19 protein-coding genes are annotated in these 25,571 nt (G+C 71.2%); 4 read left to right on the forward strand and 15 right to left on the reverse strand.

Going from position 1 to position 25,571, the window contains the following annotated elements; genetic code table 11:
• Positions 1–125: 125 nt before the first annotated feature.
• Positions 126–1,712, forward strand: coding sequence for an acid phosphatase (locus ACV229_RS35185; RefSeq protein ID WP_448087681.1), 1,587 nt, complete (start codon positions 126–128; stop codon positions 1,710–1,712).
• 192 nt (positions 1,713–1,904) lie between these two features.
• Here ACV229_RS35185 and ACV229_RS35190 read toward each other — a convergent pair whose 3' ends face one another.
• The 9 genes from ACV229_RS35190 to bcsB form a co-directional block, all read right to left on the reverse strand.
• Entirely contained in the window at positions 1,905–2,099 is a 195-nt protein-coding gene (locus tag ACV229_RS35190) for a hypothetical protein (RefSeq protein ID WP_448087682.1), read from the reverse strand.
• Positions 2,081–3,637, reverse strand: a complete 1,557-nt coding sequence (gene bcsG, locus ACV229_RS35195) for a cellulose biosynthesis protein BcsG (protein WP_448087683.1) — start codon at positions 3,635–3,637, stop codon at positions 2,081–2,083. Before bcsG ends, ACV229_RS35190 begins: the two co-directional genes overlap by 19 nt.
• An 83-nt stretch (positions 3,638–3,720) precedes the next feature.
• Positions 3,721–6,267 (reverse strand): UDP-forming cellulose synthase catalytic subunit, encoded by a 2,547-nt coding sequence (gene bcsA, locus ACV229_RS35200; RefSeq protein WP_448087684.1) that lies wholly within the window; start codon positions 6,265–6,267, stop codon positions 3,721–3,723.
• A complete protein-coding gene (bcsQ, locus tag ACV229_RS35205) occupies positions 6,264–7,043 on the reverse strand; it encodes a cellulose biosynthesis protein BcsQ (protein WP_448087685.1) in 780 nt (259 codons plus the stop codon). Before bcsQ ends, bcsA begins: the two co-directional genes overlap by 4 nt.
• Positions 7,040–7,261, reverse strand: a complete 222-nt coding sequence (locus tag ACV229_RS35210) for a hypothetical protein (protein WP_448087686.1) — start codon at positions 7,259–7,261, stop codon at positions 7,040–7,042. The genes bcsQ and ACV229_RS35210 overlap by 4 nt, the downstream gene beginning before the upstream one ends.
• Positions 7,258–9,231 carry a cellulose biosynthesis protein BcsE gene (gene bcsE / locus ACV229_RS35215; protein ID WP_448087687.1) on the reverse strand — a complete coding sequence of 658 codons (1,974 nt, stop codon included), beginning with the start codon at positions 9,229–9,231 and terminating at the stop codon, positions 7,258–7,260. The genes ACV229_RS35210 and bcsE overlap by 4 nt, the downstream gene beginning before the upstream one ends.
• Positions 9,232–9,253: 22 nt before the next feature.
• Entirely contained in the window at positions 9,254–13,237 is a 3,984-nt protein-coding gene (locus ACV229_RS35220; RefSeq protein WP_448087688.1) for a cellulose synthase subunit BcsC-related outer membrane protein, read from the reverse strand.
• Complete coding sequence (bcsZ, locus tag ACV229_RS35225; protein ID WP_448087689.1) at positions 13,222–14,448, reverse strand: cellulose synthase complex periplasmic endoglucanase BcsZ; 1,227 nt, start codon at positions 14,446–14,448, stop codon at positions 13,222–13,224. The genes ACV229_RS35220 and bcsZ overlap by 16 nt, the downstream gene beginning before the upstream one ends.
• A 3-nt stretch (positions 14,449–14,451) precedes the next feature.
• Positions 14,452–16,764 (reverse strand): cellulose biosynthesis cyclic di-GMP-binding regulatory protein BcsB, encoded by a 2,313-nt coding sequence (gene bcsB / locus ACV229_RS35230; protein WP_448087690.1) that lies wholly within the window; start codon positions 16,762–16,764, stop codon positions 14,452–14,454.
• Positions 16,765–17,278: 514 nt separating this feature from the next.
• Between bcsB and ACV229_RS35235 the strand changes: the two genes are divergently transcribed.
• A complete protein-coding gene (locus tag ACV229_RS35235; RefSeq protein WP_448087691.1) occupies positions 17,279–17,464 on the forward strand; it encodes a hypothetical protein in 186 nt (61 codons plus the stop codon).
• Here ACV229_RS35235 and ACV229_RS35240 read toward each other — a convergent pair.
• The 4 genes from ACV229_RS35240 to ACV229_RS35255 form a co-directional block, all read right to left on the reverse strand.
• Entirely contained in the window at positions 17,461–17,910 is a 450-nt protein-coding gene (locus ACV229_RS35240) for a hypothetical protein (RefSeq protein WP_448087692.1), read from the reverse strand. The two genes, ACV229_RS35235 and ACV229_RS35240, sit on opposite strands and share 4 nt — an antisense overlap.
• Positions 17,910–19,322, reverse strand: coding sequence for a phosphatase PAP2/dual specificity phosphatase family protein (locus ACV229_RS35245; protein ID WP_448087693.1), 1,413 nt, complete (start codon positions 19,320–19,322; stop codon positions 17,910–17,912). Before ACV229_RS35245 ends, ACV229_RS35240 begins: the two co-directional genes overlap by 1 nt.
• On the reverse strand, positions 19,319–21,112 hold the full coding sequence (locus ACV229_RS35250; protein WP_448087694.1) for a bifunctional alpha/beta hydrolase/class I SAM-dependent methyltransferase: 1,794 nt from the start codon (positions 21,110–21,112) through the stop codon (positions 19,319–19,321). The genes ACV229_RS35245 and ACV229_RS35250 overlap by 4 nt, the downstream gene beginning before the upstream one ends.
• A gap of 95 nt (positions 21,113–21,207) precedes the next feature.
• Positions 21,208–21,813, reverse strand: coding sequence for a CDP-alcohol phosphatidyltransferase family protein (locus ACV229_RS35255; RefSeq protein ID WP_448087695.1), 606 nt, complete (start codon positions 21,811–21,813; stop codon positions 21,208–21,210).
• 449 nt (positions 21,814–22,262) lie between these two features.
• Here ACV229_RS35255 and ACV229_RS35260 point away from each other — a divergent pair, with 449 nt between their 5' ends.
• Positions 22,263–22,892: a lysophospholipid acyltransferase family protein gene (locus ACV229_RS35260; RefSeq protein WP_448087696.1), complete on the forward strand. Its 630-nt coding sequence runs from the start codon at positions 22,263–22,265 to the stop codon at positions 22,890–22,892.
• Between the two features lie 33 nt (positions 22,893–22,925).
• Positions 22,926–23,855 (forward strand): phosphatidate cytidylyltransferase, encoded by a 930-nt coding sequence (locus ACV229_RS35265; RefSeq protein WP_448087697.1) that lies wholly within the window; start codon positions 22,926–22,928, stop codon positions 23,853–23,855.
• 81 nt (positions 23,856–23,936) lie between these two features.
• Here ACV229_RS35265 and ACV229_RS35270 read toward each other — a convergent pair whose 3' ends face one another.
• On the reverse strand, positions 23,937–24,740 hold the full coding sequence (locus ACV229_RS35270) for a topoisomerase IV (protein WP_448087698.1): 804 nt from the start codon (positions 24,738–24,740) through the stop codon (positions 23,937–23,939).
• A 156-nt stretch (positions 24,741–24,896) separates the two neighbouring features.
• Positions 24,897–25,568, reverse strand: a complete 672-nt coding sequence (locus ACV229_RS35275; protein WP_448087699.1) for a DUF1266 domain-containing protein — start codon at positions 25,566–25,568, stop codon at positions 24,897–24,899.
• Positions 25,569–25,571 lie beyond the last annotated feature (3 nt).

Consider the following 25,571-nt stretch of genomic DNA (forward strand, 5'->3'; position numbering starts at 1 on the left):
CTGTCAAATCGTTTCCAGATAATGCGCGCAGCCTGTCGGCGCACCTCGCTCGCAGTCCGAACCTTTCGCGCCGGCACCTCCACCAACTGGTTCCCACACGCGACAACGAAGAGAGAGAACAACGCATGAAGAAGCACGCCTGGATTCGCTATACGCCGATCGCCCTCGCGGCCGCGCTCAGCCTGACTGCCTGCGGCGGCGACGACGTCACGCAACAGGGCCTGTCGGCCGTCAAGAACGTCGTCGTGATCTATGCGGAAAACCGCAGTTTCGACAACCTGTACGGCAATTTCCCGGGCGCGAACGGCCTGCAGAACATGACGGCGGCGAACTCGGTCCAGAAGGATCGCGACGGCTCGACGATGGCGACGCTGCCGAAGGTCTGGGGCGGCCTCACCGCAACCGGCATCACGCCGGCCGTGACCGAAGCGATGACGGCAAACCTGCCGAACACGCCGTTCGCGATCGACGATCCGAAAGGCTTCAACCAGTCGATGAGCATCGCGACGCGCGACATCGTGCACCGCTTCTACCAGGACCAGATGCAGATCAACGGCGGCAAGAACGACATGTACGCCGCGTGGACCGATGCGGGCGGCCTGACGATGGGCCACTACACGCCGGATCCGTCGAAGCTGCCGCTGTGGAAGATCGCGCAGCAGTACGTGCTCGCCGACAACTTCTTCATGGGCGCGTTCGGCGGCTCGTTCCTGAACCACCAGTACCTGATCTGCGCATGCGCGCCGTTCTACGCGAACGCCAACACGAGCCCGGCTGCAGGCAAGATCGCAGTCCTGAACGCCGACGGCAAGTCGCTGGCGGTCGCCGCGAACTCGCCGGCATCCGCGCTGAGCGGCCCGCCGAAGTTCGTCAACGACGGCGCGCTCACGCCGGACTTCTACGCGGTCAATACGATGCAGCCGCCGTACCAGCCGAGCGGCAACAAGGCCGCCACGGGCGGCAACGCGCTGCTCGCCGACCCGGCCAACGCATCGACGATGCCGCCGCAGACGGCGACCAACATCGGCGACCTGCTGACCAATGCGAACGTATCGTGGGCGTGGTACGGCGGCGCGTGGGGCCAGGCGCTGCAGGCCAGCCAGAGCGGCACGTCGAACGTGATCTACGGCGCCGACCTGTCGACGCCGAACTTCCAGCCGCACCACCAGCCGTTCAACTACTTCGCGAACCAGGCGCCGGGCTCCGCGAGCCGCGCGCAGCACCTGCTCGACGGCGGCGCGAACGGCGCCGCGTTCATCCAGGCGATCGACGCCGGCACGCTGCCGGCGGTGACGTTCTACAAGCCGCAGGGCAACCTGAACGAGCACCCGGGCTACACGGACGTCACGTCGGGCGACCAGCACATCGCCGACATCATCGCGCACCTGCAGGCGAGCCCGCAGTGGAAGAACATGGTCGTGGTCGTCACGTACGACGAGAACGGCGGCTTCTGGGATCACGCCGCGCCGCCGACCGGCGACCGCTGGGGTCCGGGCACGCGCATCCCGGCGCTGATCGTGTCGCCGTTCGCGAAGAAGGGCTTCGTCGACCACACGCAGTACGACACGGGCTCGATCCTGCGCTTCATCACGCGCCGCTACTCGCTGCCGCGCCTCGCCGGCCTCCAGCAGCGCGACGACGCGCTGAAGGCGAACGGCGCGCAGCCGATGGGCGACCTGACCAACGCGCTCCAGCTGTCGCCGAACCTGTAACGGGACGGACGGCCGGCGCAACGCCGGCCGGGCCGGTCCTGCCGGTCTCATGCGACCAGGGCGGCCTCGGCCGCCCTTTTTCATTTCGCGCCACTTTCGTGCGATCCGTGGCACACCGCCTGCATGTGCCGCCCGCGCCGCCTGCGCAAACTGCGCGGATGGCGGCCGAACCACGCGTCGCGCCGGACGCCCCTACCCTCGCAGGCCCATCAGCTTCGCGAGCACCGGCCAGCGGTCGAGCGACTCGACATACGCGCGGCGCGCCTGCTCGTCGACGTAGCGCTCGGGATCGAGCGCCGGCAGATGACGTGCGAGGCCGATCACGTCGTTCGGCTGCGACAGGCGCGCGTCGTCGCCGCCGGGAAGGTTCACTTTTGGTCGATCCATACGCCGTCCGGAGTCTTGACCGCATAGCCCGCGGCCGTCTGCATCGTCACGGTGCCCTCGTTCTCGCCGACCATCCGCGTGCGCGGCAGGTCCGCCGCGTACTGCGCGAGCGTCACGCCCGGCTTGAACGGGCTGTTCGACACGAGGTTCGAGATCAGCTGCGACAGCGCGAGGAAGCTCGACGGCTGGTCGATCACCGTTGTCGTGCCGTGGTTGCCCTGGAAGCCGACGAGCCGCACGCCGACCGGCACGTGCACGATGCGCGGCGTCGGGATCTCGCGCAGCCCGGCCACCTGGTTCTTGTCGCCGCGCAGCGCCGCGCCGTGCTCCGGCACGAACACGATCACCGCGCGCCGGCCCGACGACGCGATCAGGTCCGCGAGCCGGTCGAAATCGTTCATCAGCTTCGTCGCGCGCTGCGGATACGAGTCGATGCTCGTCAGCGAACTGCCGACCACGCGGTTGCCGTCGTGCATGCTGATCGTGTTGTAGTACAGCGCGACGGGCCCCGGAATCGACCCGCGCTGCGCATACCAGTTCGCGAGCGTCGCGTAGTCATCCTTGATTTCCGAGCCGTCGAACGCGTGCATCGCAATCGGCGCGGCCGCGTTCGACACCAGCGGCGCATCGGGCACGCCCATGTTGTCGTGCACGATCTGCAGGAAGTTGTCGAAGTGGCCGTCGTGGTTCAGTAGCGACTGCGCGGTGTAGCCCGCGGCCGCGAGCTGCGAGAACAGGTAGCACTGCTGCGGCGCCGGCTTGTACAGGTCCGCGTGCGCTTCCTGGCCGCAGCTCGCGCGCAGCACGCGCAGCGCCGCCGGGCCGCTGTAGCTCGCCGCCGAGCTGAAATTCGTGAACAGGTAGTCGAAGTGGCTGAGCATCGGATGGTTGCGCACGTTCGCGGCGTCGAGGTCGTCCCACGCGAGCGAACACACGTGCAGCACGATGACGTCGAACTGCGTCGCCGGATCGCTGCCGAGATGGCCGAACGCGACCTGCCGCTGCGATTCCTGGGCGCGGAACGCGGCGAGCGCGGCATTGTGATCCTCCGGCCGGTCGGTGCGCGCCGCGCCCGCGAGCTGCGCCTGGGCCTGCGCGTTCGCGCCGGCGCGCGCGATCATCCCGGTGCCCGCCTGCCAGAGCGGCATCACGACGAGCGCGGCCAGCACGAACGTCGCGACGCGCAGCCAGCGGTTCACGACGAAGTACACGATCAGCGCGCCGGCGACGATCAGCAGCAGCGCCGGCGGCAACAGGCGCGGCAGGATTTCCATCCAGTAGTCGAAGCGGAACGTGCTCATCTCGCGCAGCGCCTCGGCGAGCCGCGCGAGCGGCGGCGCGTGCATCTCGTGCGCGAGAAGCGGCACGGCGATCGCAAACGCCGCGATCTGCCGGACGATCCGCCACGTGCGGCGCCGGATCGGCGCGCTGGCCGCGAGCGCCACCGCGAACCCGAGGTTCGCGAGCCACAGCGGCTCCAGATGGCCGGTCGCGAACATCGCGAACTTCAGGATGAAATACAGATTCCAGAACGTCATCGAAACTACTCCGTCATGAGCGGCGGCCTCGGCCTCCCGCCCGCCTAGCTTCCTGCCTCGGTTTCCTGCCTCGGTTTCCTGCCTCAGTCGCGCGCACGGTCGAGCGCGAGCATCGCCTGCACGCTGCGCGACGCGCCCTTCACCAGGCGCACGTAACCGTCGACACCTACCTGCAACACTTCCTTCAGCCCCCGGAGCGGCGTGTCCGTTCGCTCGCCTTCGTGCCAGTCGAGCCACGCGTCCGCGCGGCCGAACGTGCACTGCACGAGCTGCCGCTCCTGCTCGAGCGTCAGCGCATCGAAGCTCACGCCGATGTGCGTCGGCGTCACGCGACACACGCGCACCGGGAACGGGAACGGCCGGTCGCCACGCGTCACGCACACGGTCAGCGTGTCGCCGGCCGCGACCTTCAGCCCCGGCACGGCCTCGAGCCCGAGACCGCCCGCCGAATAGTCGCTCGTGAAGCACGCGGCCGTCGTGCCGTCGGCGAGCAGCAGCATCGCCGGCACGCGCATCGCGATCCGGTGCGTGACGCGCACCTGCTTCGCCTCGCGGGCGACCGCGAGCGCAGCGCCAAGCATCGCGAGGTTGTAGACCGTCCAGCCCATCGTGATCAGGATCGTCGACGCCTCGTCGCCCTGGTCCACGATCAGCCGCCAGATGCCGGCCACGATTGCGAGCACGTTCACCGCGAACAGCACGAGATACGGCTTCGACGTCGACCAGTCGACATAGCCTTCCTCGATCTTGCCGCCCTTGTCGGTCACGTTGAACTTGCCGTGCTTCGGGCTGAAGAACGCGACCGTCGTCGGCAGCGCGATGTACCACGCGAGCACCGATTCGTAGACTTCCGCCCAGAACGAATGGCGGAAGCGCCCCTGCATCCGCGAGTTCGCGATGTTCGCGAGCACGAGATACGGCACGACGTAGCTCGCGAGCGCCACCGACGCCGCGTTGATGAAGTACAGGTGGAAGAACAGGTACGCGAGCGGGATCGTCAGGAAGATCAGCCGCGGAATGCCGTAGAAGAAATGCAGCATCGCGTTGCCGTAGCAGATCCGCTGCACGAAGCCGAGCCCGCGCCCGAGGAACGGGTTGTCGATCCGGAAGATCTGCGCCATCCCGCGCGCCCAGCGCGTGCGCTGCTTCACGTGGCCCGCGAGGCTCTCGGTCGCGAGGCCCGCCGCCTGCACGGTCGGCAGGTACGCGGACGTGTAGCCGCGGCGATGCAGCTTGAGCGCCGTATGCGCGTCCTCGGTCACCGTCTCGACCGCGACGCCGCCGACCTCCTCGAGCGCGCTGCGCTTCAGCACCGCGCACGAGCCGCAGAAGAACGTCGCGTTCCACAGGTCGTTGCCCGACTGCACGAGCCCGTAGAACAGGTTGCCCTCGTTCGGGATCTCGCGGAACGTGCCGAGGTTGCGCTCGAACGGGTCGGGCGAGAAGAAATGATGCGGCGTCTGCACGAGCGCGCATTTCGGGTCGCGCAGGAACACGCCCATCGTCGTCTGCAGGAACGAGCGGGTCGGCACGTGATCGCAATCGAAGATCGCGATGTACTCGCCGTGCGTCTTCGGCAGCGCGCGGTTGATGTTGCCGGCCTTCGCGTGGCGGTTGTCGTCGCGCGTCAGGTACTCGATGCCGGCCTCGCGCGCGAACGCCTCGAACTCGGGCCGCTTGCCGTCGTCGAGCAGGTACACGCGCAGCTTCGCGCTCGGCCAGTCGATGCTCTGCGCGGCGAACACGGTCGGCTTCACGACCGACAGCGGCTCGTTATAGGTCGGGATGTACACGTCGACCGTCGGCCACGTGTCGGGATCGTCGGGCAACGGCACGACCGGCCGGTCGAGCGGCCACGCGGTCTGCACGAAGCCGAGCAGCAGGATCAGCCATGTGTACGCCTCCGCTGCGTACAGCAGGTAGCCCGCGAACGCCTCGACCGGGCTGCGGAAGTCGAGCGTCTGCGTCGTGCGCCACCACACGTAGCGCACGGTCGCGAGCAGCGCGAGCGAGCCGAGCGCGAGCGTCGGCAGGTGGCCCGGCAACCGGCGCAGCGCGAGCGCGAGCACCGCGACGGCCGCGAAGAACGCGAACTGCGCGCCGGGCATCAGCGGCGACAGTCCGGCCATGGCCCACAGCAGCGCGCCGGCCGCGAGCAGCAGCGGCGCGAGCCAGCGGTGCCGGCCGACCCGGTTCGCGCGAGCGTCGACCCAGCCGCCCCAGCGGTCCCACGGCAGCCGCGCGAGCGCCGCGCTGCAGCGGCGCCCGATCGCGTGCACGAACACGTAAGCGGGCACCACCGTCTTGTCGAACCACGCGAGCGGGTCGCGCGCGGGCCGGTCGTCGGCCTGACTCGGCGCGCGCACGAACGCGCGCCACAGCCACTCGCGCGGGCTGAGCGGCTGCAGCACACCCCACTCGGCCGCGAGCCGCAGGAACAGCGCGCGCGCATGACGGCGGATGGAGTCGGGCCGGCCGGGCGGCGGCACGTGGAAGAACAGCCGGACGACCCAGTCGAGCAGCGTGCGCTCCGCGGGCAGCCCGAGCCCGCGCGCGAGCCAGCCGGTCGCGCGGCGGCCCGCTGCGCGCAGCGCGGCGGTGAATCCCGCAGCGAGCCCGCCGGGCCTCATCGCCGCCCTCCCGCGCGCCCCGCCACCGCCGCATCGAGCCATGCGTCGACCCAGTTCGCGACGCCGTGCAGGTCATGCGACACCTGCGAGTACGGCGCATCGTCGAAGATCCAGCTGCCGCGCGCGAGCGATTCGGGCACCGCGGCATCGATGTGAATCCGCTGGTCGAGGATCACCGCCGGGCCCGCGACCTCCCGCAGCATCGCGAGCGCGTCGCGCTGCAGGTCGCGGGCCGGGTTCAGCCGATTGACGACGATCTGCAGCGCGCCGCCGCCGGCACGCAATGCGCCGAGCCGCGCGCTGACGGTCGCGCAGGCGGCCGGCTCGGGCGGCGTGACGACGAGCGTCAGGTCCGCGCAGCGGATCGCGTGCTCCGCATGCAGCGACGGGTAGCGGGCCGTGTCGATCAGCGCGACGCCGCCGGCGGGCAGCGCGATCTCGCCGAGCGCGCGCGGCAGCCAGCCGGGGTCGGCCGCGAGCCGCGCTTCGCAGGCGGCGGCCTGCGCCGCATCGACGTGCCCGTACGGGACGAACAGCACGCCGTCGGCATTGCGCCACGTCTGCGCGTGCCACGGCTCGGGGCCGCCCAGCAGCGTCTGCGCGAGACCGGACGCCGGCACCGTGTCGAGGCCGAGCGACGCGCCCAGCAGGTTCTGCGGATCGAATTCGACGGCCACGGCCGGCCGCCCGCGGCGCGCGAGCAGCACGGCGAGCGCGGCGGCCAGCGTCGTGCGGCCCGCGCCACCTGTCGTCGACGTGATGGCGATCGTCTTCATCGCGCATCCTCGCGGCCGGCGTCCACGGCATCCGCAACGCCCGGCAACAGCCGCCCGCGCAACGCGACCGGCACGATCTCGCACGGCACCGCGTCGTGGCGGTCGATCCGCCGCGGCGCATGGAAGCTGCGGCCGAGGCCCAGGTGCTGCGCGACGACCCAGACCGGCACCGCGATCGCGATGCCGACGAAGAATCCGATGACGATGTCGACGATCATGAGGCCTCCGGCTTGCGCAGCGGCATCGCGCTACGGGTGGCGCCGCGCGTACGCGGCGCGGCGGACGGGTCGGGCACGCCGCGTGCGTGCGCGACGTCCGGTGGTGCCTTCGGCGCAGGATCGGCCGCCGTGGTTGCCGTGGCCACTGCAGCCGCCGTTCCCGGCGGCATTCCCGCTTCGCTCGCCGGCTGCGCGGGTGCGGCGCCGGCCTGCAGCGTTTCCGCCGTTTCCGCCTGCATCGCCGGCGCATCGGCCGCCGGATGCATCGCGGCGAACAGGTCGCTGTAGTCGGCGATCGGCGCGCGCCGGTTTTCCGTCTTCAGAACGTTCAGCTCCGCGTCGATGCTGCCGTGCGCGAGCAGCACAATCCGGTCGGACACCGTCTCGACCGGCACGTCGAAGATCCGCTTGAGCGCCTCGTCCGCATCGGCCGGCTCGCACGCGAACAGGAACACGTACAGGTGCTCCGCGTCGGCCGTCACGACGTCGCCCGCGCGGCGCGGCTGGCAGTGGCGCAGCGCATCGACGTGCGCGACGCCCGGCAGCAGCGCCATCTTCACGAGCGTGTGCGGCAGCGCGAGCACCGCGCCGCGATCGAGCACCGCGCGGATCCGCAGGCAGAACGCGCCGACCGGCAGGTAGCCGAGCACCGTGTCGCCGAGCGCGGCGGCGAGCGCCGCCCGGTAGTCGGCCGCAACCGGCCGCGCATGCAGCTGCCCATGCAGCGAACGCACGGCGGCCTGCATCCGCGAGAACGGCAGGTCGCGCCCGACGACGCTGTTCGCGCCGAGGCTCAGCACCAGCATCTCGAACTGATGGCGCAGCACCTCGCCGCGCTCGACGATCGCGATCTTCAGCGCGCCGCCGCATTGCCGCCGCAGCGTGTGCACGTCCGCGCACAGCGCCTCGAGTTGCGTACGCGTGCGGAACGCGAGCACGGCGGTCGCGGCCTGCGACTTCGCGCACGCGGCGACGACCGCCGCGTTATCGTCGACGACCTCCCAGTCGGGCGGCACCCACTGCTCGCGCTCGACCACCGCGCGGCTGACGACCACCCGGTCTTCGTCGCTCGCGAGCTTCATCTGGCGCGGCGCGACGACCGCGTCGGCGTCGAAGATCGCCGACAGGCGGCCGCTCGGCGCGAAGCGCAGCGGCCGCACCTCGCCCGCGGCGAGCGTGTCGCCCGCGCGCCAGAAGTCGACGACCCACAGCAGCTCGCCGTGCGTGCGCTGCAGCTGCGCGACGCCCGCACACACGCTGTGAAAGCCGCTGCGCCGCGTGCGGCGCGTGTCGCGCACGAGCGGCGGATCGTCGTTCTGCACGTCGTCGGCGCCCGCATGCGCGTCGTCCGGATCCATCAGCAGCACGACCGCGATCCGGTGCATCCGGCACCAGTCGGCGAACGCGCGCCCTTCTTCCGCGAGCGCGACGGAGTCGTCCCAGCTGAACCAGCGCTCCGCGCCTTCGACGAAATACAGCGAGCGCGCGCGAAAGCCGAAGCGCTTCATCGCGCGAAACCCGCCCATCAGGCGCGCGAACGGGCCCGGCTCGGCATGCGGCGCCGCATCCGGCTGCGCGCCGGCGGCGGGGCCGGCCGGCGGCATCGCGAGCACGTTCAGGTTGCGCGGCCAGCCGGGCGCGATCGCGGCGCCGGCGAAACCGCGCTCGCCGAGCTGCGCGGCGACGCTCGCGGGCTCGCGTGCGAGCACGACCGTCACGTCGCGCGTGCGCGCCTGGCGCGCGCTCTCCCACACGAGCGCGTCGCACGCGGTCGTGCGCGCGGCCGCGTAGACCGCATACAGGCCGCCCGGCTCGAGCTGCGTCCATTCGTCGGGCAGCCCGTCGATCGCGAGCCGGCTCAGCGTCGACACGCTGCCGTCGGCCGGGCCGATGCGCAGCAGCGCGCGCAGGCGGCCGACCATGCCGGCGGCGCCGAACGCGGGACGAGTGGCTTCGAAGTCGGTGTTCACGCTAGTGCTTCCCTTGTCACGCCTAGTAATCCGAATACAACCGCACCGGCGTCGGCGTGACGAGGCCGGTCCGTGGCGCACGCGCGTCGAATGCGTAGCGCAGGTACACCAGCGCCGAGCTCGGCGCGTAGTCGTGCGAACGGTCGATCTTCAATTGCGCGCCGACGCTCAGGTGCGGATTCACGCGGTATTCGACGGCGCCGTTCACACCGTACGAAAACGACACGCCGCGCGTCGAGCTGCCCGGGTAGACGAAACCGGCGGCCTCCTGTGCGGCCCGCTGGTCCGTGAACGTCGGGAAATACAGCGAATCCTTTTCATAGCTGTTCGAGATGCCGCCCGTGACGGTCAGGTCCCACGACAGTGCGTCACGTCGCCCCGCCCATTCGATCGGCACGCCCAGCGACAGGTAACGCTGCGGGCTGTAGTAGCCGCCCTGTCCGTACGTGTAGTAGCGCAGGTTCTGCGCGTAGTGCCACGCGTTGCCGACGAGCCCCGTGCTGACCTTCATCGTCGCGCGCTCGTACACCGGCACCGTGAAGCCCGTGCGCAGCGTAACTTCCTCGTTGCGTTCGACGTTGCGGCCGCTCAGTACGCCCCCGCCGAGTTCCGCGAACAGGTTCGCGCGGCCCACGTCGACCGATGCACGCAGGTCGACGCCGTCGCGACGCACGCCGCCCCAGACCGCGCCGGTCCACGGATCGCGCAGCCCCGCGTACGACAGTTCGCTGCTCGTCTCCGGGCGGCGCGACGCGTTCAGCGAGAAGCTCGCGGGCCCCGCGTCGAACCGGTAGCGCACGCCGCCGACGAGGTAATGCACGGGAAAGCCGAGCGGCGACGTGCCGAGATCGATGCGCCACGCGTCGGAGCGGTAGCCGGCGCCGAGCGCGACACCCGTGGCCGACTGGTGCAGCGAGTTCGGCGGATTCGCGATCAGCGCATCGACCGCCGCCACATTCGTCCCGAACGCGTTGGGGTGCGTGCTCAGCCAGTTGAGCACCGGGTAGGTTCCGAACGTCTTGAGCGCATAAGAATTCGGATCGCTCGTGTCGAGCGTACCGGCGTCGAGATGCACGGTATCGATCTGCAGGAACGCATGCCCGTCGTAGCGGACCGGCATCTGCATGTAGATCGGCACCTGCTGCGCGCGATACGCGGACACGCCGTCGTCGCCCGACTTGTAGGCGGGCAGCCAGCCGATTTCGATCTCGGGGTCGCGCCGCTGCTCGAGATCGGCGAACGCGGCCTGTGCAGGCGTGCGTCCGTCGCGGCGCGGGGTCACGCCGGTCGCGCGCTCCTGCGACAGCGACAGGCGGTACAGCGACGCCGCGTCGTCGTAGCGGCCCTGTGCCTCGGCGACGCGCCCCGCCGCGACCGTCACGTCCGGCCGCGTCGGCCAGGCCACCTGCAGCCTGTCGGTGACCTGCGCGGCATCGTCGGCGCGGCGCAGCGCGGTCAGGCGGCGCACCGCCGACAGCTGCGTGTCGACATCGTCGGCCGGCGTGCGCGCGAGCACGGCCTGCACGCGCGCCAGCGCACCCGCACGGTCGCCGCTGTCCTCGTCGACCCGCGCGAGCGCGAGCTGCGCTTCCGCGTCGTCCGGCGTGCGCACGACGACCGGCGCGAGCGCGTCGCGCGCCGCGCCGTAATGACCCTGCGCGCGTTCGAGATCGGCCACTTCGAGCGCGTAGCGCTTGTCGGCCTTGGCCGCTGGGCTCGCGTCGTCGAGCAGCCGGCGCGCGCGCGGGTAATCCTGCTGCGCGATCGCATCGTCGGCGTTGCGCAGGATCCGGCGCAGCGACTGGTCGTCGAGCCGCGCGGTCTGCGCGGCCGTCAGCGGCGGCCCGCGGCGGATCGCGTCGAGCCACGCGGCGAGTTCATCGTCGCGCCCCGCGCTGCCGAGCAGGTCGCCATAGCGCAGCCGCACGTCGGCATCGGCGTCGCGCGGGTGCGCGGCGATCCAGTCGCGCAACGGCGCGAGGCCGCGCTCCGGCTCGCCCGCGTCGATCCATTGCGCGCCGACCGCGGCGAGCATGTCGGGATCGTCGGGCGCGAATGCCTGCGCGTGCGCGAGCGCCGCCGCGAACGCCGCGCGGTCGCCGCGTCCGAGCGCGCCGCGCGCGTCGGCCAGCGCACGTTCCGCATCGAGCTTGCGGGCGAGCCCGCGCATCCCGTCCGAACGGTGCGCATCGTCGACCGGCGCGAGCGCGGCCTGCGCGCCCGCGATATCGTCGATCGAATTGCGGTACAGCGCGGTCGCATAACGCATCTCCGGCGTGTCGGCCTGCGCGAGCCCGTCGTCCATCACCGTGCGGCCCAGCTGCGGCAGCCCCATGTCGCGGTACAGGCGCGCGAGCGCGAAACGGGTCCACGGCGCATCGGGCGCTGCGCGCACCGCGGCTTCGTAGCGCTGCGCGGCCGGCCCGCGCTCGCCCTTGTCGGCAAGCGCGCGTGCCTGCTGCGCGAGCAGGTCGGCGCGCAGGCCGTCGAGCGCACGCCGGTCGTCGCGGCCAGCCACGCGGCCCTGCAGCGCATCGAGCAGCGGGCCGACCTGGTCCGCGCGGCCGGTGTTCTCGTAGAGCATCATCGTGCCGCGCACCGCGGACAAGCTCGGCGTGCGGGCGGCCAGCAGGCCGCGCAACAGCGGCTCCGCGTGCGGCCAGTCGCGCTGCGCAAGCAGTGCGTCGGCAAGCTGCAGCTTTGCGTCCGGACTGTCCGGCTGCATCGCGAGCGCGGCGCGCGCCGCGCGTTCGGCGTCCTTCGGCCGCCCTGCGGCCGCCGCCGCGCGGCCCTGCGCGAGCGTGCCCCAGAACTGCGCGGTACGGGCAAGGCCGTCCCACTTGCCGCGATTGTCGGGGGCAAGCGCCGCCGCGCGGACGAACAGCGCGCGCGCGTCGTCGTGCCGGCCTTCGCGCAGCCGCAGCAGGCCGAGCCCGCCGACCGCGTCGGCATCGCTCGCGCGGGCGCGGGCCGCCTGCGTCAGCAGCGGATCGGCCGCCGCGAGATCGCCGCGCGCGAGCGCCTGCAGGCCGCGCTGCTGCGCGATGTAGTTCGGGTCGCTTTCGAGCCGGCGCTGCGCATCGCGCTTCCGTACCATCACGGCGATCTTGTCCTGGAACTCGGTATCGTCCGGCACGAGCTCGAGGTACGCATGCATCGCGTCGAAGTAGGCCGGATCCGTGCCGGCCGCCTGCAGCACGCGCCGCCACACGTCCATCGCTGCCGTGTGATCGGCGTCCGTGCGCCGCGCGAGCGCCCACGCGAGCCGGTTCGCTTCCGGACGCGACGCGCTGCGCTGGTTCAGCAGCCGCGCGAGCGCGAGCGCCGCGTCGACATCGTCCGGATCGGCCGCGACTGCGCGGCGCAGCGCCAGCATCGCCGGCTCGCGCCCGCCGGACGCATTCGCGACGATCTGGTAGTACTCGGCGCCGAGCGCACCCGACGGCGCACCGTTCGGAAACAGCGCGACGATCCGCCGGGCCGCCTCGTCCGACTGGCCGCTGCGCGCGAGCAGACGGATCTGCGCCATCTCGTCGCGCCCGCTCGTCGCGACCCGGTATTCGTCGTCCACGCGCCGCGTGTCGGGTGCGCCGGGCGCCTGCGCCTTCAGGCGCACGAGCGCGGCCTGCGCGCCCTTTGCATCGCCGAGGCGCAGCAGCACGCGCACCTGTTCTGCCAGCAGCGCGGAATCGCCGGGCGCGATCAGGAGCCCCTTGCGCAGCGCGTCGCGCGCGAGGTCGTCGCGATGCTTGATCCCCCACATGCGCGCGGTGGCGAGCAGACGCTGCGCGTCGGTCAGGTCGCGCGCGGCGGGCGCGGGTGCGGCCAGCGACGACGCTGCCGGCGAGGTTGCTGTCGATGAAAGCGCGGCGCGCGTGCCGGTGGCCGGCGCGGCCGATTTCTGCGGGGACGCGGGCGCGGACGCCGGCGCCGCCGCACAGACCGACGACGCGAGCCACGCGAGCCCGGCCATGTGCGGCGCGGTGCGCATCAGCGGGCGGCGCATGGCTGCTCCCGCCAGTGCACGCCGAGCGTGCCGTCCGCGGCAAACCGGTAGCGCCCGTCGCGCCAGCCGAGGCCGAACAGCGTCAGCACGCTCGTGTAGTAACCGGGCGGCGACTGGCGCGCGAGCGTCTCGACGCGCGCCGCCTGCGCATCCGCGAGCGCGTGCTGGCCGCGCGCATCGAGGAACGGCACGACTGCCGCCGAAAAGCCGCCGTTGCCGTCGTTCGGCCCGGCGACGCCCGTCGTCGTGTCGACCTTCTCCGGCGGCGCGCCATGCGCGGCGATGTGATCGGCGAATGGCGCAAAACGCGCGAGCAGCGGCGCGGCGAGCGGATCGGCCGGATCGAGCATGCCGGCCCACAGGTACACGCGGATCGCGTTGTACGCGCTCTCCGCGTGCGTCGACGGATCGGGCGCGAAGCCCGCGCCCGCGCGGTACAGCGCCCAGTCGGGCGAGAAGCCCTTCGGCGCGGTGTCGAGCAGCACACGCCCGGTGCTCGCCGCGAGCGCCGCCCAGCGGCGGTCGTCCGGCAGCCGCGCGCCGAGCCCGCGGATCACCTGCGGCGGCGCATAGCTCGGATTGACGCGCCACAGGTCGTTCGCGAGCCGGAAGCCGACCGGCCCCGGCAGCAGCGTGACGCCCAGCCCCGGCACCATGGCCGTCTCGTCGTCGAGCACGCGCTTCGCGAGCAGCGCGCCGCGCGCCGTATAGCTGCGCTCGCGCCACAGGCGGCCGGCCTCGACGAGCGCATACGCGATCCACAGATCGGCGTCGGAAGCGGCGTTCGCATCGAGCACCCGCCACGCGCCGTCCGCCGCGCGGCCCCACAGCCACGCGGGCAGGTGCGCGCTCAGGTCGCCCTGCGCGAGATTGTTCTCGGTCCACGCGAGCATCCTGTCGAACGCGGGCCGGTCGTTCGCGACGAGCGCGAAAAAGAGCCCGTACGCCTGCCCCTCCGACACCGTGCGCACATCGGCCGAGCCGACATCGATCACGCGGCCGTCCGCCGACACGAAGTCGCGCTTGAACGCGTCCCAGCGCGGCCAGGCTGCCACTCCTGCCGCGCAGGCCGCGCCTGCATCGCGTGTGGCCTGCGCGGTCGGCTTGCTGCCAGCCGCGAGCGCCGCCGACGCCGACAGCGTCAGCGCGAGCGTCATGGCGGCGCGGCGCGCCGGCCCGCCCGCCCGGCGCCTAGCCCTTGCGTGCGCCATCCGTCACATCCCCCGTCGCCGCGCGGCAATCCTTTGCAGCACGCTGAACGCGCCGAGCGCGAGCAGCAGCCCGGCGACGACGCCGACCACGCCAAGCACGACCGGATGCCGCGCCGCGTGCGTCCAGACCAGCGCGTACCACGGCACGAAACCGACCACGTAGGGTTCGCCGACACGCATGCTGTCGACCGTGCCCGGCCGCACCAGCGCGAGGTCGCCCTGCAGCTGCGACACGAGGCCGGCGTTCTCGAACACGTCGAGGAGATCGTTCAGGTGCGGCGCGTCGGTCGCCGTCATCGCAACGACGCTGCGGCCGCGGCTGCCGGGCAGCTCGAAGCCGAGCAGCGCCGCGAGCGAGCCGGCCTGCTCGATGTGCGCGCCGCCTTCGGCCATCCCGACGCCGTTGCGCCAGCGCTCCTTCACCGTGAACGCGACGCGCGTGCCGCCCGCGCCGCCCGCCTCGCCGAGCGACAGCGGCAGCGCCGCGCGCCAGCGCTCGAGCAGCGGAAACGACGGCGCGCCGTCGATCACGAGCAAGTCCTTGTCGGTGAGCGCGGCGACGTCGCCGGAGCGCGCGACCTGCACGCGCAACGCGGGGAAGCCGGTCCATCCGCCCATGTGGCCGAGCATCGTCAGGTACGCCTCGAGCTCCTGCGGCGACGGCTTGTCCGCGACCACGACCGCCGTCTGCGACAGGTCAGCGAAGCGCGTGAACGGGAAGCCGCTGTTCGCGAAGTACGCGAGGTTCGGCAACTGCGCGTAATGGACGAAGTGCGAGAAGTCGATCGTCGAATCGGGGTCGATCGCCGCGCGCTGCGGTTCCGTCGCGGTGCTCGAGCAGAGCCCCGTCTTCTGCGAATCCAGCGTGAAGCGGAACTGCAGCTGGTTGCCGCTGCCGACGCGGAACGCGGGGATGTCGACGTCGCTCGTCACGCGGCCTTCGGGCACCGACAGCAGCGGCAGCTGCATGCGGCCGCGCGCGTCCTCGGCGTGGGCCGGGCCGAGCCGGTACGACTTCACGAGCTGGTCGTTGATCTCGACCGCGAGCGTCGAATTGTCCTGCACGGTCGGCGCCGTGTAGCGATAACGCAGCGTGATCGGCACGCCCGCGCCGTTCCACGAATGCAGGTCGGCCGGCACGCGCAGGTTCAGGCGGATCGCGTCCGGCGACGTGCCGCGCACTTCGAGCTCGCGCGGATCCGCGACCAGTTCGCGGAACGGGATCGGACGGTCGACCGGCAGCCAGCGTGGCGCGTCGTACGGCTTGCGTGGCGCGCCGAGGTCGACGTGCGCGACCGTCGCCGACGGCCCGGACAGCGCCGCGCGGCCGAGCACCAGCGTCGCGACCGCATCGTCGACTTCCGCCGCGGTGCGGCCGGTGACGACGAGCAGCTTCCTGTCGGGCGCTGCCGGGTTGTCCGCGACCGCGAGCAGCGGGCCGTTGACGGACGGCAGCGCAAGGCCCGGCGGCAGCGTCGCGGCCGTGCCGACCAGCACCGCGTTGTCGTTCGACGGCAGCGTCGACGACACGGGGAAGCGTGCGTGGCGGTAGTCGGCGAGCGCGCCGAACCACGACGCGAGCACGCCCGCGCTGCGCAGCGTCGCGGTGTCGGGCGCCGCCGGCAGCACGAACGGCAGCCGCACGCGCCCGTTGTCGCGACGATCGAAGAACGGCGCGGGCAGCAGCGCCAGATCGTTCGGCAGGCGCACGGGCGTCTCGTCGAGGATCAGCTCGCTCGTCGGGCTCACGTCGGCCCACATCGCCGAGTTCGTCGGATCCTCGCAGTGGTCGAGCGTGTAGTGCGCGATCAGGCGCAGCCCGATCTGGTTGAAGTCGGAGAAGTAGCGCGGATCGATCGGGATGTCCTGCGTGACCATGCGGCCCGCGCGGGGCTCGTCGAACGGCACGGTCGCGACCACCTCGCCGTTGACCGAGACCTTCAGGTGCGACATCGGGAACACGAGCGACGGCGAGTACGCATAGGTCAGCCGCAGCCGCGCGCCCGTGACCACGCGGTCGAGCCGCACGCCGGCGTTGATCGTGCGCGCGTCGTCGGCGCCGCGCAGGCGCAGCGGCTCGAACGCGCCGAGCGTCGCGAACGGCATGCGCACGGTGGCCGCGTGGCCGGTCGCGGACAGCGCGCCGGGCGCCGCCACGGGCGACGCCGCAACCGCGGCCACAGACGCTGCGTCCGGCGCCGAGACCGGCACCGGCGCGGCGGCGGACGCCGCCGGCGTGGCGGCCGGCAGGCACGCGGCATAGAACGCGCCGGCCGCCGCCGTGATCGAGACGAGAAACGAGACGGCCGGCTTCATGCGCAGCACCGTTCCGTCGGCTTGCCGACGATGTCGAAGGCGACGCGCGCGGCGCTGCCGGTCAGGCGAATGCACATCCCCAATGCTTCCCCTTGGTGCGGATTTTGATGGCCTTGATCGAAACGGCGTGACGGGTCACGACGGCGCCCCCGCGCCGCTCGCGCGCCTGCGTGGCAACGGCACGCGCGCGAATCCGATGACTCGTCACACTATCTCAAAAATAGATGAAAACGTACCCCAATTCGAAACAACGAGGCAAAAAAGCCTCAACCCCGGTCAGAAATGCCACGACATGCTTGCGGGAGGTACGAATTGCGCCGTTGCCACTGAAATCGCCGGTCGGCACAATGCCGGACGGCATCCTGCCGGCGCGGAGAACACGGGCACCGGCCCGACAGACAGACCGTCGGCGGCGGCCCGTTGCAGGCCGCCAAGCGCGCGCGTCCGCTTGGGCGGCGCGTATGCTACCGCATTCCGGTGCCGTTCTTCGCACTTTGGTTACGGAAGAATTGACTTGAATCAACCCGTCGCCATCGCCACCCCGTCCCCGGACACGTTGCTGCGCATCATTGCCGCGCAGACGGAGATCGCGAAGCTCGGGCTCGACCTCGGCAGCTTGATGGCCTACGTCGCCGAGCAGGTGCCGCGCCTGACGGGCGCGGCCGGGACGGCGGTGCATCCTTCCCCGATAGATTCCTAGAACCCCGACATCGCGATCGCGGCCCCGACGACGAGCCACTGCGCGACCGCGATCAGCATCGCGGTCCGGCACAGCCCGATCGCGCCGCGCACCCGTGCATCGAGCGGGCGTCCCGCCTTCGTGTCGTCGATCCAGCCGAGGTCGGCGAGCGCGCGGTCGAGCGCGGCCAGCGCATCGCCTGCGCTGTCCGGCGCCACCGCCGCGCGCGCGAGCGCCGCGAACAGCCGCCGGTCGATCGCGATCCGCACCGCATACCACAGCGCGCCGATGCCCGACGCCGTGCTGACGGTCGCGAGCAGCACGCGCGCGAGCGGCGCCGCCGCCCATCCCGCGGCAACCCACCCGCCGGCGAACGCCGCGGCAAAGGCCGCCGCAATCGCCCAGGCGCCGGCGTCGAGCGCACCGCGGGCCGCGGCCATCCGGAACGGAGCGGACGGGTCGCGCATCACGCGGCCTCCGCCGCCGTCCGGCGGTCGATCCAGTCCTGCAGCACCGCGACACCCTCCTCCGACCACACCGCGCGCGGCCGGACCGCCCGCACCGCCGCGAGCGCGTCGCGCGCATCATGCAGGCCGCGCCGCATCGCAAGCCACGCGGCCGCGCACAGCACGCTGCGGCCGTAGCCGAGCGCGCAGCAGACGAGCACGTCGCGGCCCTCGCCGTGCAGCCGCTCGAGCGCCGCGACCGCGTGCTGCAACTGCCGCGCGGTCGGTACGACGAGGTCGAGCTGCGGCACCGCCGCATACGCGAGCGCTACGTCGGCTACGTCGGCCGCTGCCCAGCGCGGCATTTCGGCGGTCAGGTCGACGAGGCCGGTAAAGCCATGCCGCCGCAGCTCGCGCGTGGTCGGCGTGCGGCCGATCGACACGCGCTCGTCGATCCGCGCGGGCGCCGGGTGGCGGAACGTCCAAGCCCGCGAGTTGACGAATGCGCCGGCGATCGTCGGCGCGAGCAGCCACTGCATGAACGGCGGGAACCGGCCGTCGGCGCCCTTCAGGAACGCGCCGGGCGCGCCGCGCCCGTAGATCCACGCGACGCACGCGAGCGCCAGCGCGGCCCAACCCGCCGCGAGCGCCCAGCCGGCCGCGCGCGGCACGCACGCGAGCGCGACCAGTGCGACGACACCCGCGCCGAGCGCATAGCGGCGTGCCAGCGCGCGGCTTGCCGCGGACGGCGCCGCCTCCGCGCCCGGCAGCCGGCCGGCGGCGTCGCGCAACGGGAACAGGAACAACGCGAGACAGCCGACCGCCGCGCCGGTCGGCACGTCGATCACGTGATGCTGGTAGGTCGTCAGCACCGACACGCCGATCGCCGCGAACCACAGATGCAGCACGGCGCGCGCGAGCTGGCCGCGCAGATGCCTCGCATAGACGGCCCACAGCACGACGAGCAGCCCGATATGCAGCGACGGCGCCTGGTTGAACGGCTTGTCGAACCCCATCAGCAGCGTGAACAGCGCGCCGGCCATGCCGCCTGCGTCGGGCCGCTCGAAGCCGAAGCGCAGCGGCCACGCGATGAAGCACGCGACCGAGATCAGCTGCACGGTCAACAGACGCTTCACGTGATCGAGCAGGTCGGCGCGGCGCGTCCAGAAGAAGAACGACAGCGCGTACAGCAGGTCGATCGACCAGTACGGCACGATTGTCCACGGCACGAACGGAATCGCGTGCTCCCAGCCGAACGCGAAGGTCGGCACCGACGGCCGCCGCGCGGCGAGCCAGTTCGCGAAGCCGTAGGTCGAGAAGAACACCGCGCCCATCACGGCGAGCCAGCCGACGCGCAGCGCGAACGACGCGGCGCGCGTGCCGGCCGCCGCCTGCGCGGCCAGGCCGCGCGCGTCGCTGCCGAGCTCGCTCATGACGCGTCGGCCTTCGGATCGACCTGCTGATCAACCCGCTGCGCGAGGCTGACCGTGAAGATGCCCATTTCGTCGATCCGCTGGTCGAGCTTGCGGAACCCCGCGCGCGTGACGAGTTCGTCCATCTCGGCTTGCGAGCGGCGCCGCATCACCCAGGTCGCGTCGCCGCGGTGGTTGTTCAGCGCGCGTGCGATGAACTCGATCTGCGGGTGCCACGGCTGCCCCGTGTAGACGAGATAGCCGCCCGGCGGCACCGCCTGCGCGAGCCCGCGCAGCGAGCGCTCGATCAGCGCGTTCTCGCCGAACAGTTCGTAGAGGCCCGACACGATCGCGAGCGTCGGCTGCGGCTCGAGCGTCGCGAGCGACGCCTCGTCGAACGCGTCGCCGCGCTCGAAGCGCGCGATCGGCTCGAGGCCGCGCTGCGCGATCAGCACGCGCCCCGCTTCGACGTTCGGCGGGCTGTAGTCGCGCAGCGTGATGTCGTCGGGCGCGGCGCCGTCGCGTTCGGCCGCCGACGCGATCGCGTCGAGCACGTAGCGGCCGTGCCCGGCCGCGATGTCGACGATCCGCACCGGCGTGCTCGCGCCGCGCAGCCGCGCGATCGCCGCGCCGATCAGTTCCTGCAGGTGCACCTTGCGCTGGCGGATGCCGATCCAGCCCGGCGAGTCGAGATAGGTGCGGTCGATCAGGCGGCCGACGCCGAAGCGCCCCTGCGCGTGATTGCGGTACACGTAATCGAGCGTCGAGCCTGAATCGAAGCCGAGCTTCAGCCCGAGCGCGATCCCGTCGGACAATGCGCCGCCCGCCTTCAGCCCCGCCCGCGTGATCGCCCAGTACACGCGCGCGAGCGGATTCGCGGGCGGCCGCTGGAGCGCCGCGTACTCGTCATGGAACGCGCCGCGCCGGTCGGCGTCCGCGAGCGACACGCGCGGGCTGCGCGCATCGAATTCGCGCAGCACGAACGCGCGCAGCGGCGCGAGCGCCTGCGCGCGGTCGCGCTCGCCGAGCGTGTCGTGATAGAAGCCCGGCAGCACGATGCGCTCCTTGCGCGCCGCGCCGAGCCGTTCGTAGAAGCGGTCCTGCGGGCCGCGATGGACGACCCAGTCGGCGCCGGAGATCAGCAGCTGCGTCGGCACGGTGATCGCCGCCGCGTCGGCGACGATCCGCTTCGCGGTGTCGTGCAGGTCGAGCAGCATGTTGACCGCGATCGGCCGCGTGATCAGCGGATCGGCCGCGTAGCTGGCGATGCGCTCGGGGTCGTGCGTGAGGAATTTCGGCTTCACGTAGCTGTTCACGTAGAACAGCCCGCGCAGCTTGTGCATCAGCCGCAGGCCGGGCCGCGCGAACGGCACGTACAGCTTGATGTGGAACGCCGGCGACGCGACGACGAGGCAGCGGATCGGCGGCGCATAGTCGTGCGCCCAGGCCGCCGCGAGCACCGCACCGACGCTCTGGCCGACGACGGCCATGTCCTCGATCGCGATCCCGTGCGTGTCGCGGACGTGTTCGACGAAGGTCTGCAGGTCGCGCACCGACGCGGCCGCGCTCGGGCTGTAGCCGCGCGCGCCGGGCGAGCGGCCGTGGCCGCGCGCGTCCCACGCGAAGAACGCGAATTCGGGCAGGTCGAGCTCGTCGACGAGGTGCGCGACGCGCGCCGAGTGCTCGTGGCCGCGATGCAGCAGCACGATTGCGCCGCGGCAACGTGCGCCGGTGGCGGGCCAGTGGCGGTAGAACAGCGTCTCGCCGTCGTGGGTGATGAAGTCCGCCTCGCGGACGGTGCGTGCGCTCATGCGTTGCTCTCTCGGTTCGTTATTGTTTCGCTACTGTTTTGTTATCGGCATGCACTCGGGCATGCATTCGGCGCCGCCCTCCGGCGCCATGGGCGTCAGCCGCCCGCTTCGCGGATGCCGGCCTGCACGCGGCGCGCCACGGTCACCATCGACAGCACGATCAGCAGCCGCCACAGCCACGCGGCGACGCTGCCCGCCGGCAGCCCGACGCCGATCCACAGCGCGAACGCGCCGAGCGCGAGCGCCCGGTCGCTCTTGCCGAACGGACCGTCGTAGCGGCGGCTCGCGCCGACGAGCGGGCCGATCAGCCCCGCGCATTCGACGACGACCGCGAGCAGCGCGAACAGCCAGACGTCCGCCTGCGTGAACGCCGGCACCGCGAGAAACGGCAGCACGAGCGCGATGTCCGACACGACGTCGCCGAGCTCGTTCAGGTACGCGCCGAGCGTGCTCTTCTGGCCGTGCTCGCGCGCGAGCATCCCGTCGATCGCGTTGAGCGCCATCCGGGCGAACAGCCACAGCGGAATCAGCAGGAACAGCGCCCGCGCGAACACGCCGAGCCCGGCGAGCGCGCCGACGACGATCGAGCCGCCGGCCGCGAACAGCGTGACCTGGTTCGCGGTGACGCCGCGCTCGGCAAGCGAATTGGCGAACGGGCGCAGGCGGTCCTGGAATTTGGGTTTGAGTGCGTAGAGGCTCATCGTTTTATTCGCACGAAAGGCTGATGCGTTTCCGCGGGCCGTGCCCCGCCGGCGGAACGCAGGATGTCATTGAACGGCCATCATCGTCGCCGAGCGGCATGGACGCGTCAAGCGTACGGCTGAACGCCCGCCTCATGCCTGCCGGGCAGGCGCCGCGCGGCAATCTGGCGTTTTTCCCGGAAACTCGCGATAATCCGCTGGCCCGAATGCATTAAGGAATCTTTTCGAATTGTATTCGCGCGCTCGTGCAATAGCGGCCATTCACACCGGTCATCGCGACGCTCGCCGATTATTCGGCCGATTATCGCGGACCTGCGACAGGCATTCACGAATTTGAAAAAATTTAAACATGGGCCGTCCGACGCGCAGCGTGCCGCGCCGGCATTCCGGGAACCCGTCCGCCGCGCACGCGCGGCGCAGCGGGCATGCGAACAGGAGGCGTGCCGCCGATGAACATCCTGCATGTGTGGCAGCGCGATTTCCTGCTGACGATCGTGCGGCTCGTCGCGGGCGCGTATCCGGTCTGGCACCAGGCGCCGCCGTCCCCGACGCAAAAGATCTATTTCTCGAACCATACGAGCCACGTCGACACGCTCGCGATCCTCGCCGCGCTGCCGCGCAACGTGCGCGCGGTCGTGCGGCCCGTCGCCGCGCGCGACTACTGGGACAGCGGCGACCTGAAGCGCCACATCGCGCAGAACCTGCTGAACGTCGTGCTGATCGACCGACACCGCGAATCCGGCGGCGATCCACTCGATCCCGTGCGCGACGCGCTGAAGGAAGGTCACTCGATCATCATCTTTCCCGAAGGCACGCGCGGCGCGGACGCGCTGCCGCAGCCGTTCAAGAGCGGGCTGTTCCATCTCGCGAGCGAATTCCCGAACGTCGCGCTCGCGCCCGTCTATCTCGAGAACCTGCAGCGCATCATGCCGAAAGGCGCGATCTGGCCGGTGCCCCTGATCTGCAAGGTGCACTTCGGCGCGAACGAGGCGCGCGGCGAGCAGGAAGACAAGGCGTCGTTCCTCGCCCGCATGCGCAACGCGATCGTCGCGCTCGCGCCGCACCGCCCGGCAGGCTGAGCGCGGCGCTTCCCTCCTCATCCGGACATCGACATGCGAACTCTTTTCTGGGAACTGGTCGGCGGCGTCACGGCGCTGCTGGCCGTCGCGACCGTGATCGGCGCGATCCTCGGCGCACGCAGCGGCGGCAATAGCGCAACGATCGTCAACCTGAACCAGCGCATCCGTGCGTGGTGGGCGATGATCGCGGTGATGGTGATCGCGATCGGCCTCGGCAACAACGTCACCTATCTCGTGTTCGCCGTGCTGTCGTACCTGACGCTGCGCGAGTTCATCACGCTCACGCCGACCACCGCGAGCGACCACACGACGCTGTTCATCGCGTTCTTCGTCGCGATTCCGGTGCAATACCTGCTGCTCGGGATCAACTGGTACGGGATGTATTCGATCTTCGTGCCCGTGCACCTGTTCTTCGCGATGTCGCTCGTGTCGGCGCTCACGCAGGACACGCGCGAATTCCTGAGCCGCAACGCGAAGATCAACTGGGCGCTGATGGTGTGCGTGTACGGGTTGAGTCACGCGCCCGCGGTGCTGATCCTCGACATTCCGCACTACGCGGGACAGAACGCGCTGCTGCTGTTCTTCTTCCTCGTCGTCGTGCAGATCAGCGACGTGCTGCAGTACGTGGTCGGCAAGCTGTTCGGACGCCGCAAGATCGCGCCGCAGCTGTCGCCGTCGAAGACGATCGAGGGCTTCATCGGCGGCGGCCTGCTTGCGACGCTGTGCGGCGCGGCGCTGTATCGCGTGACGCCGTTCAGCTTCGGCGCGGCGTTCGGGATCTCGCTCGCGATCGTCATCGCGGGCTTCGTCGGCGGGCTCGTGCTGTCGGCCGTCAAGCGCTCGCTCGGTACGAAGGACTGGGGCTCGATGATCGCGGGCCACGGCGGGATGCTCGATCGCGTCGATTCGATCTGCTTCGCGGCGCCGGTGTTCTTCCACCTCGTCCGCTACCTGTACGTGTGATGCGCGCGCGGCGCGTGCCGCCAGCCGCTTCCGCCATTCACCCGTCACCCGCGCGCCGCCTCCCGAGCGGCGCGCGGCGCTTCAGTACCCTTCCCGCAACGCTTTCGGCACGATGTAGCGTCCGCGCGCGACATCGAATCTGACGACGTAGCGCGCGTCGATGTCCTTGTTCCCGCGCGTGCCGGTTTCGGTGACGATCAACGGGTAGACGTCGTCCGTGCCGGTCGTGTCGGGGACGATCTTGAAATTGCGGACTTCGCAGCGGGCCTTCGCGTTCTCGCATTCGTCCGAGCCCGTGTTGTCGAGCGCGTCGTTGATGCGCGGCGCGGCCAGCACGAGCGCATTGCCGTGCGGCAGCCAGATCGCGCGCATGCTCTGCAGATAGCCTTGCAGCATCACGCCGTCGCCGATGACGAAACCGAACAGATGCGGACCGAGGCGCTCGATGCTGACCCGGCCCGGCTCGCCGCGCTTGCCGGACGCGATGTCCGTCTTCTTCAGCACCGGCTCGAGCCCCTTGCCATCCTGCACGGGCTTCAGCACATACAGGTCGATCGTGCCGGGCGTCGCGTCGGAGTCCATCCCCGGCGTCCCGTTCTGCACGCTCTCGACGGTCTCGCCGCACATGGCAAGCAGGTAGCGCGAGCCGTCCGGCGTGGCGACGCGAAGCGATCCGCACGACTGGTAGATGAAGTCGTCCTGGTCCTGCTGCCAGCCCTTGCGGTCGGCACGCCAGGCGCCGTAGTTGTCGCGGATGAACGCCTGCAGCAGGCGGTCGGTGGGTGCCGCGCCGGACGCAGGCGCGGAGCGGGCCGGCAGCGCGGCGAACAGCCCGCAGGCAGCGATCGCCAGCGCTCGGCTGATGTAGCGGTAGGTCGAGGGCATTTGAATTGAACAGGTGGGCGGTTGTCGTCGTGTCGTCGTGTCGTCGTGTCGTCGTGTCGTCGTGTCGTCGTGTCGTTGCTTCGTTGCTTCGTTGCTTCGTTGCTTCGTTGCTTCGTTGCTTCGTTGCTTCGTTCCGTCATTGCGTCGCCAGCGGCATCACGCAGCCGGCGCAACGCGCTCCGGGCTGAACGCGGCGAGCCCCGGCCATGCGGCCTGCCCCCATGCGCCATCGCGCGGCGCGAGCCAGCGCTGCAGCGCGTCGTCGTCGAACGCCTTGCCGAACGGGTCGGCGCGGAACCCGGCCACCCATTGCCGGCGGCCGGCGATGAACGCCCGGCCGAAGTCGTCCCAGCTATCGAAGCAGTCCTGCGCACGTTGCGCGTTCAGCAGCAGCACGCGCCATGCGCTGTCCTGATCGGCCCACCCCATCAGCATCGCGACGCGCGCGAAGAACGCCATCCGCGCGCACGCGAACGCGAGCGCCGCGCGCGGATCGTCGGTCGGCTGCAGCGCATGCAGGTCCGCGCGGAACCATTGCGGTTCGAGCACGCGCGCAAGATGCGCGCGCGCGTCGTCGTCGGTGGCGTCGGTGCGCAGCTCCATCTGATGCAGCGTCTGCGCACGCAGGAACTTGCGCCTGTCGTCGCCGAGGTGGTTCGTGTCCGCGAAGCTGAAACCCGAGAACGCCGTCGCGTCGACGTACGGATGCGCAAGCAGCAGCGCCCAGTGCTTGCGCGCGGACAATGCGGGGCGGCCCGCGCGGCGGCGGCGGATATAGCGGACGATGCGCCAAAGCACGAAGAGCGCAACGATGAGCTTGAATGTCATGGC

This window comes from Burkholderia sp. MR1-5-21 (genome assembly GCF_053427715.1).

What these genes read in the sequence shown, in the direction of transcription:
- bcsG (WP_448087683.1), bottom strand. Translation starts at nt 3,637, where the DNA reads ATGACGTTCTGGAATCTGTATTTCATCCTGAAGTTCGCGATGTTCGCG.
- bcsB (WP_448087690.1), bottom strand. Translation starts at nt 16,764, where the DNA reads ATGAAGCCGGCCGTCTCGTTTCTCGTCTCGATCACGGCGGCGGCCGGC.
- ACV229_RS35265 (WP_448087697.1), top strand. Translation starts at nt 22,926, where the DNA reads ATGCGAACTCTTTTCTGGGAACTGGTCGGCGGCGTCACGGCGCTGCTG.
- ACV229_RS35270 (WP_448087698.1), bottom strand. Translation starts at nt 24,740, where the DNA reads ATGCCCTCGACCTACCGCTACATCAGCCGAGCGCTGGCGATCGCTGCC.
- ACV229_RS35260 (WP_448087696.1), top strand. Translation starts at nt 22,263, where the DNA reads ATGAACATCCTGCATGTGTGGCAGCGCGATTTCCTGCTGACGATCGTG.
- ACV229_RS35185 (WP_448087681.1), top strand. Translation starts at nt 126, where the DNA reads ATGAAGAAGCACGCCTGGATTCGCTATACGCCGATCGCCCTCGCGGCC.
- ACV229_RS35250 (WP_448087694.1), bottom strand. Translation starts at nt 21,112, where the DNA reads ATGAGCGCACGCACCGTCCGCGAGGCGGACTTCATCACCCACGACGGC.
- bcsQ (WP_448087685.1), bottom strand. Translation starts at nt 7,043, where the DNA reads ATGAAGACGATCGCCATCACGTCGACGACAGGTGGCGCGGGCCGCACG.
- ACV229_RS35245 (WP_448087693.1), bottom strand. Translation starts at nt 19,322, where the DNA reads ATGAGCGAGCTCGGCAGCGACGCGCGCGGCCTGGCCGCGCAGGCGGCG.
- ACV229_RS35190 (WP_448087682.1), bottom strand. Translation starts at nt 2,099, where the DNA reads ATGGATCGACCAAAAGTGAACCTTCCCGGCGGCGACGACGCGCGCCTG.
- bcsA (WP_448087684.1), bottom strand. Translation starts at nt 6,267, where the DNA reads ATGAGGCCCGGCGGGCTCGCTGCGGGATTCACCGCCGCGCTGCGCGCA.
- ACV229_RS35275 (WP_448087699.1), bottom strand. Translation starts at nt 25,568, where the DNA reads ATGACATTCAAGCTCATCGTTGCGCTCTTCGTGCTTTGGCGCATCGTC.
- bcsZ (WP_448087689.1), bottom strand. Translation starts at nt 14,448, where the DNA reads ATGGCGCACGCAAGGGCTAGGCGCCGGGCGGGCGGGCCGGCGCGCCGC.
- ACV229_RS35240 (WP_448087692.1), bottom strand. Translation starts at nt 17,910, where the DNA reads ATGCGCGACCCGTCCGCTCCGTTCCGGATGGCCGCGGCCCGCGGTGCG.
- ACV229_RS35255 (WP_448087695.1), bottom strand. Translation starts at nt 21,813, where the DNA reads ATGAGCCTCTACGCACTCAAACCCAAATTCCAGGACCGCCTGCGCCCG.
- ACV229_RS35220 (WP_448087688.1), bottom strand. Translation starts at nt 13,237, where the DNA reads ATGCGCCGCCCGCTGATGCGCACCGCGCCGCACATGGCCGGGCTCGCG.
- ACV229_RS35210 (WP_448087686.1), bottom strand. Translation starts at nt 7,261, where the DNA reads ATGATCGTCGACATCGTCATCGGATTCTTCGTCGGCATCGCGATCGCG.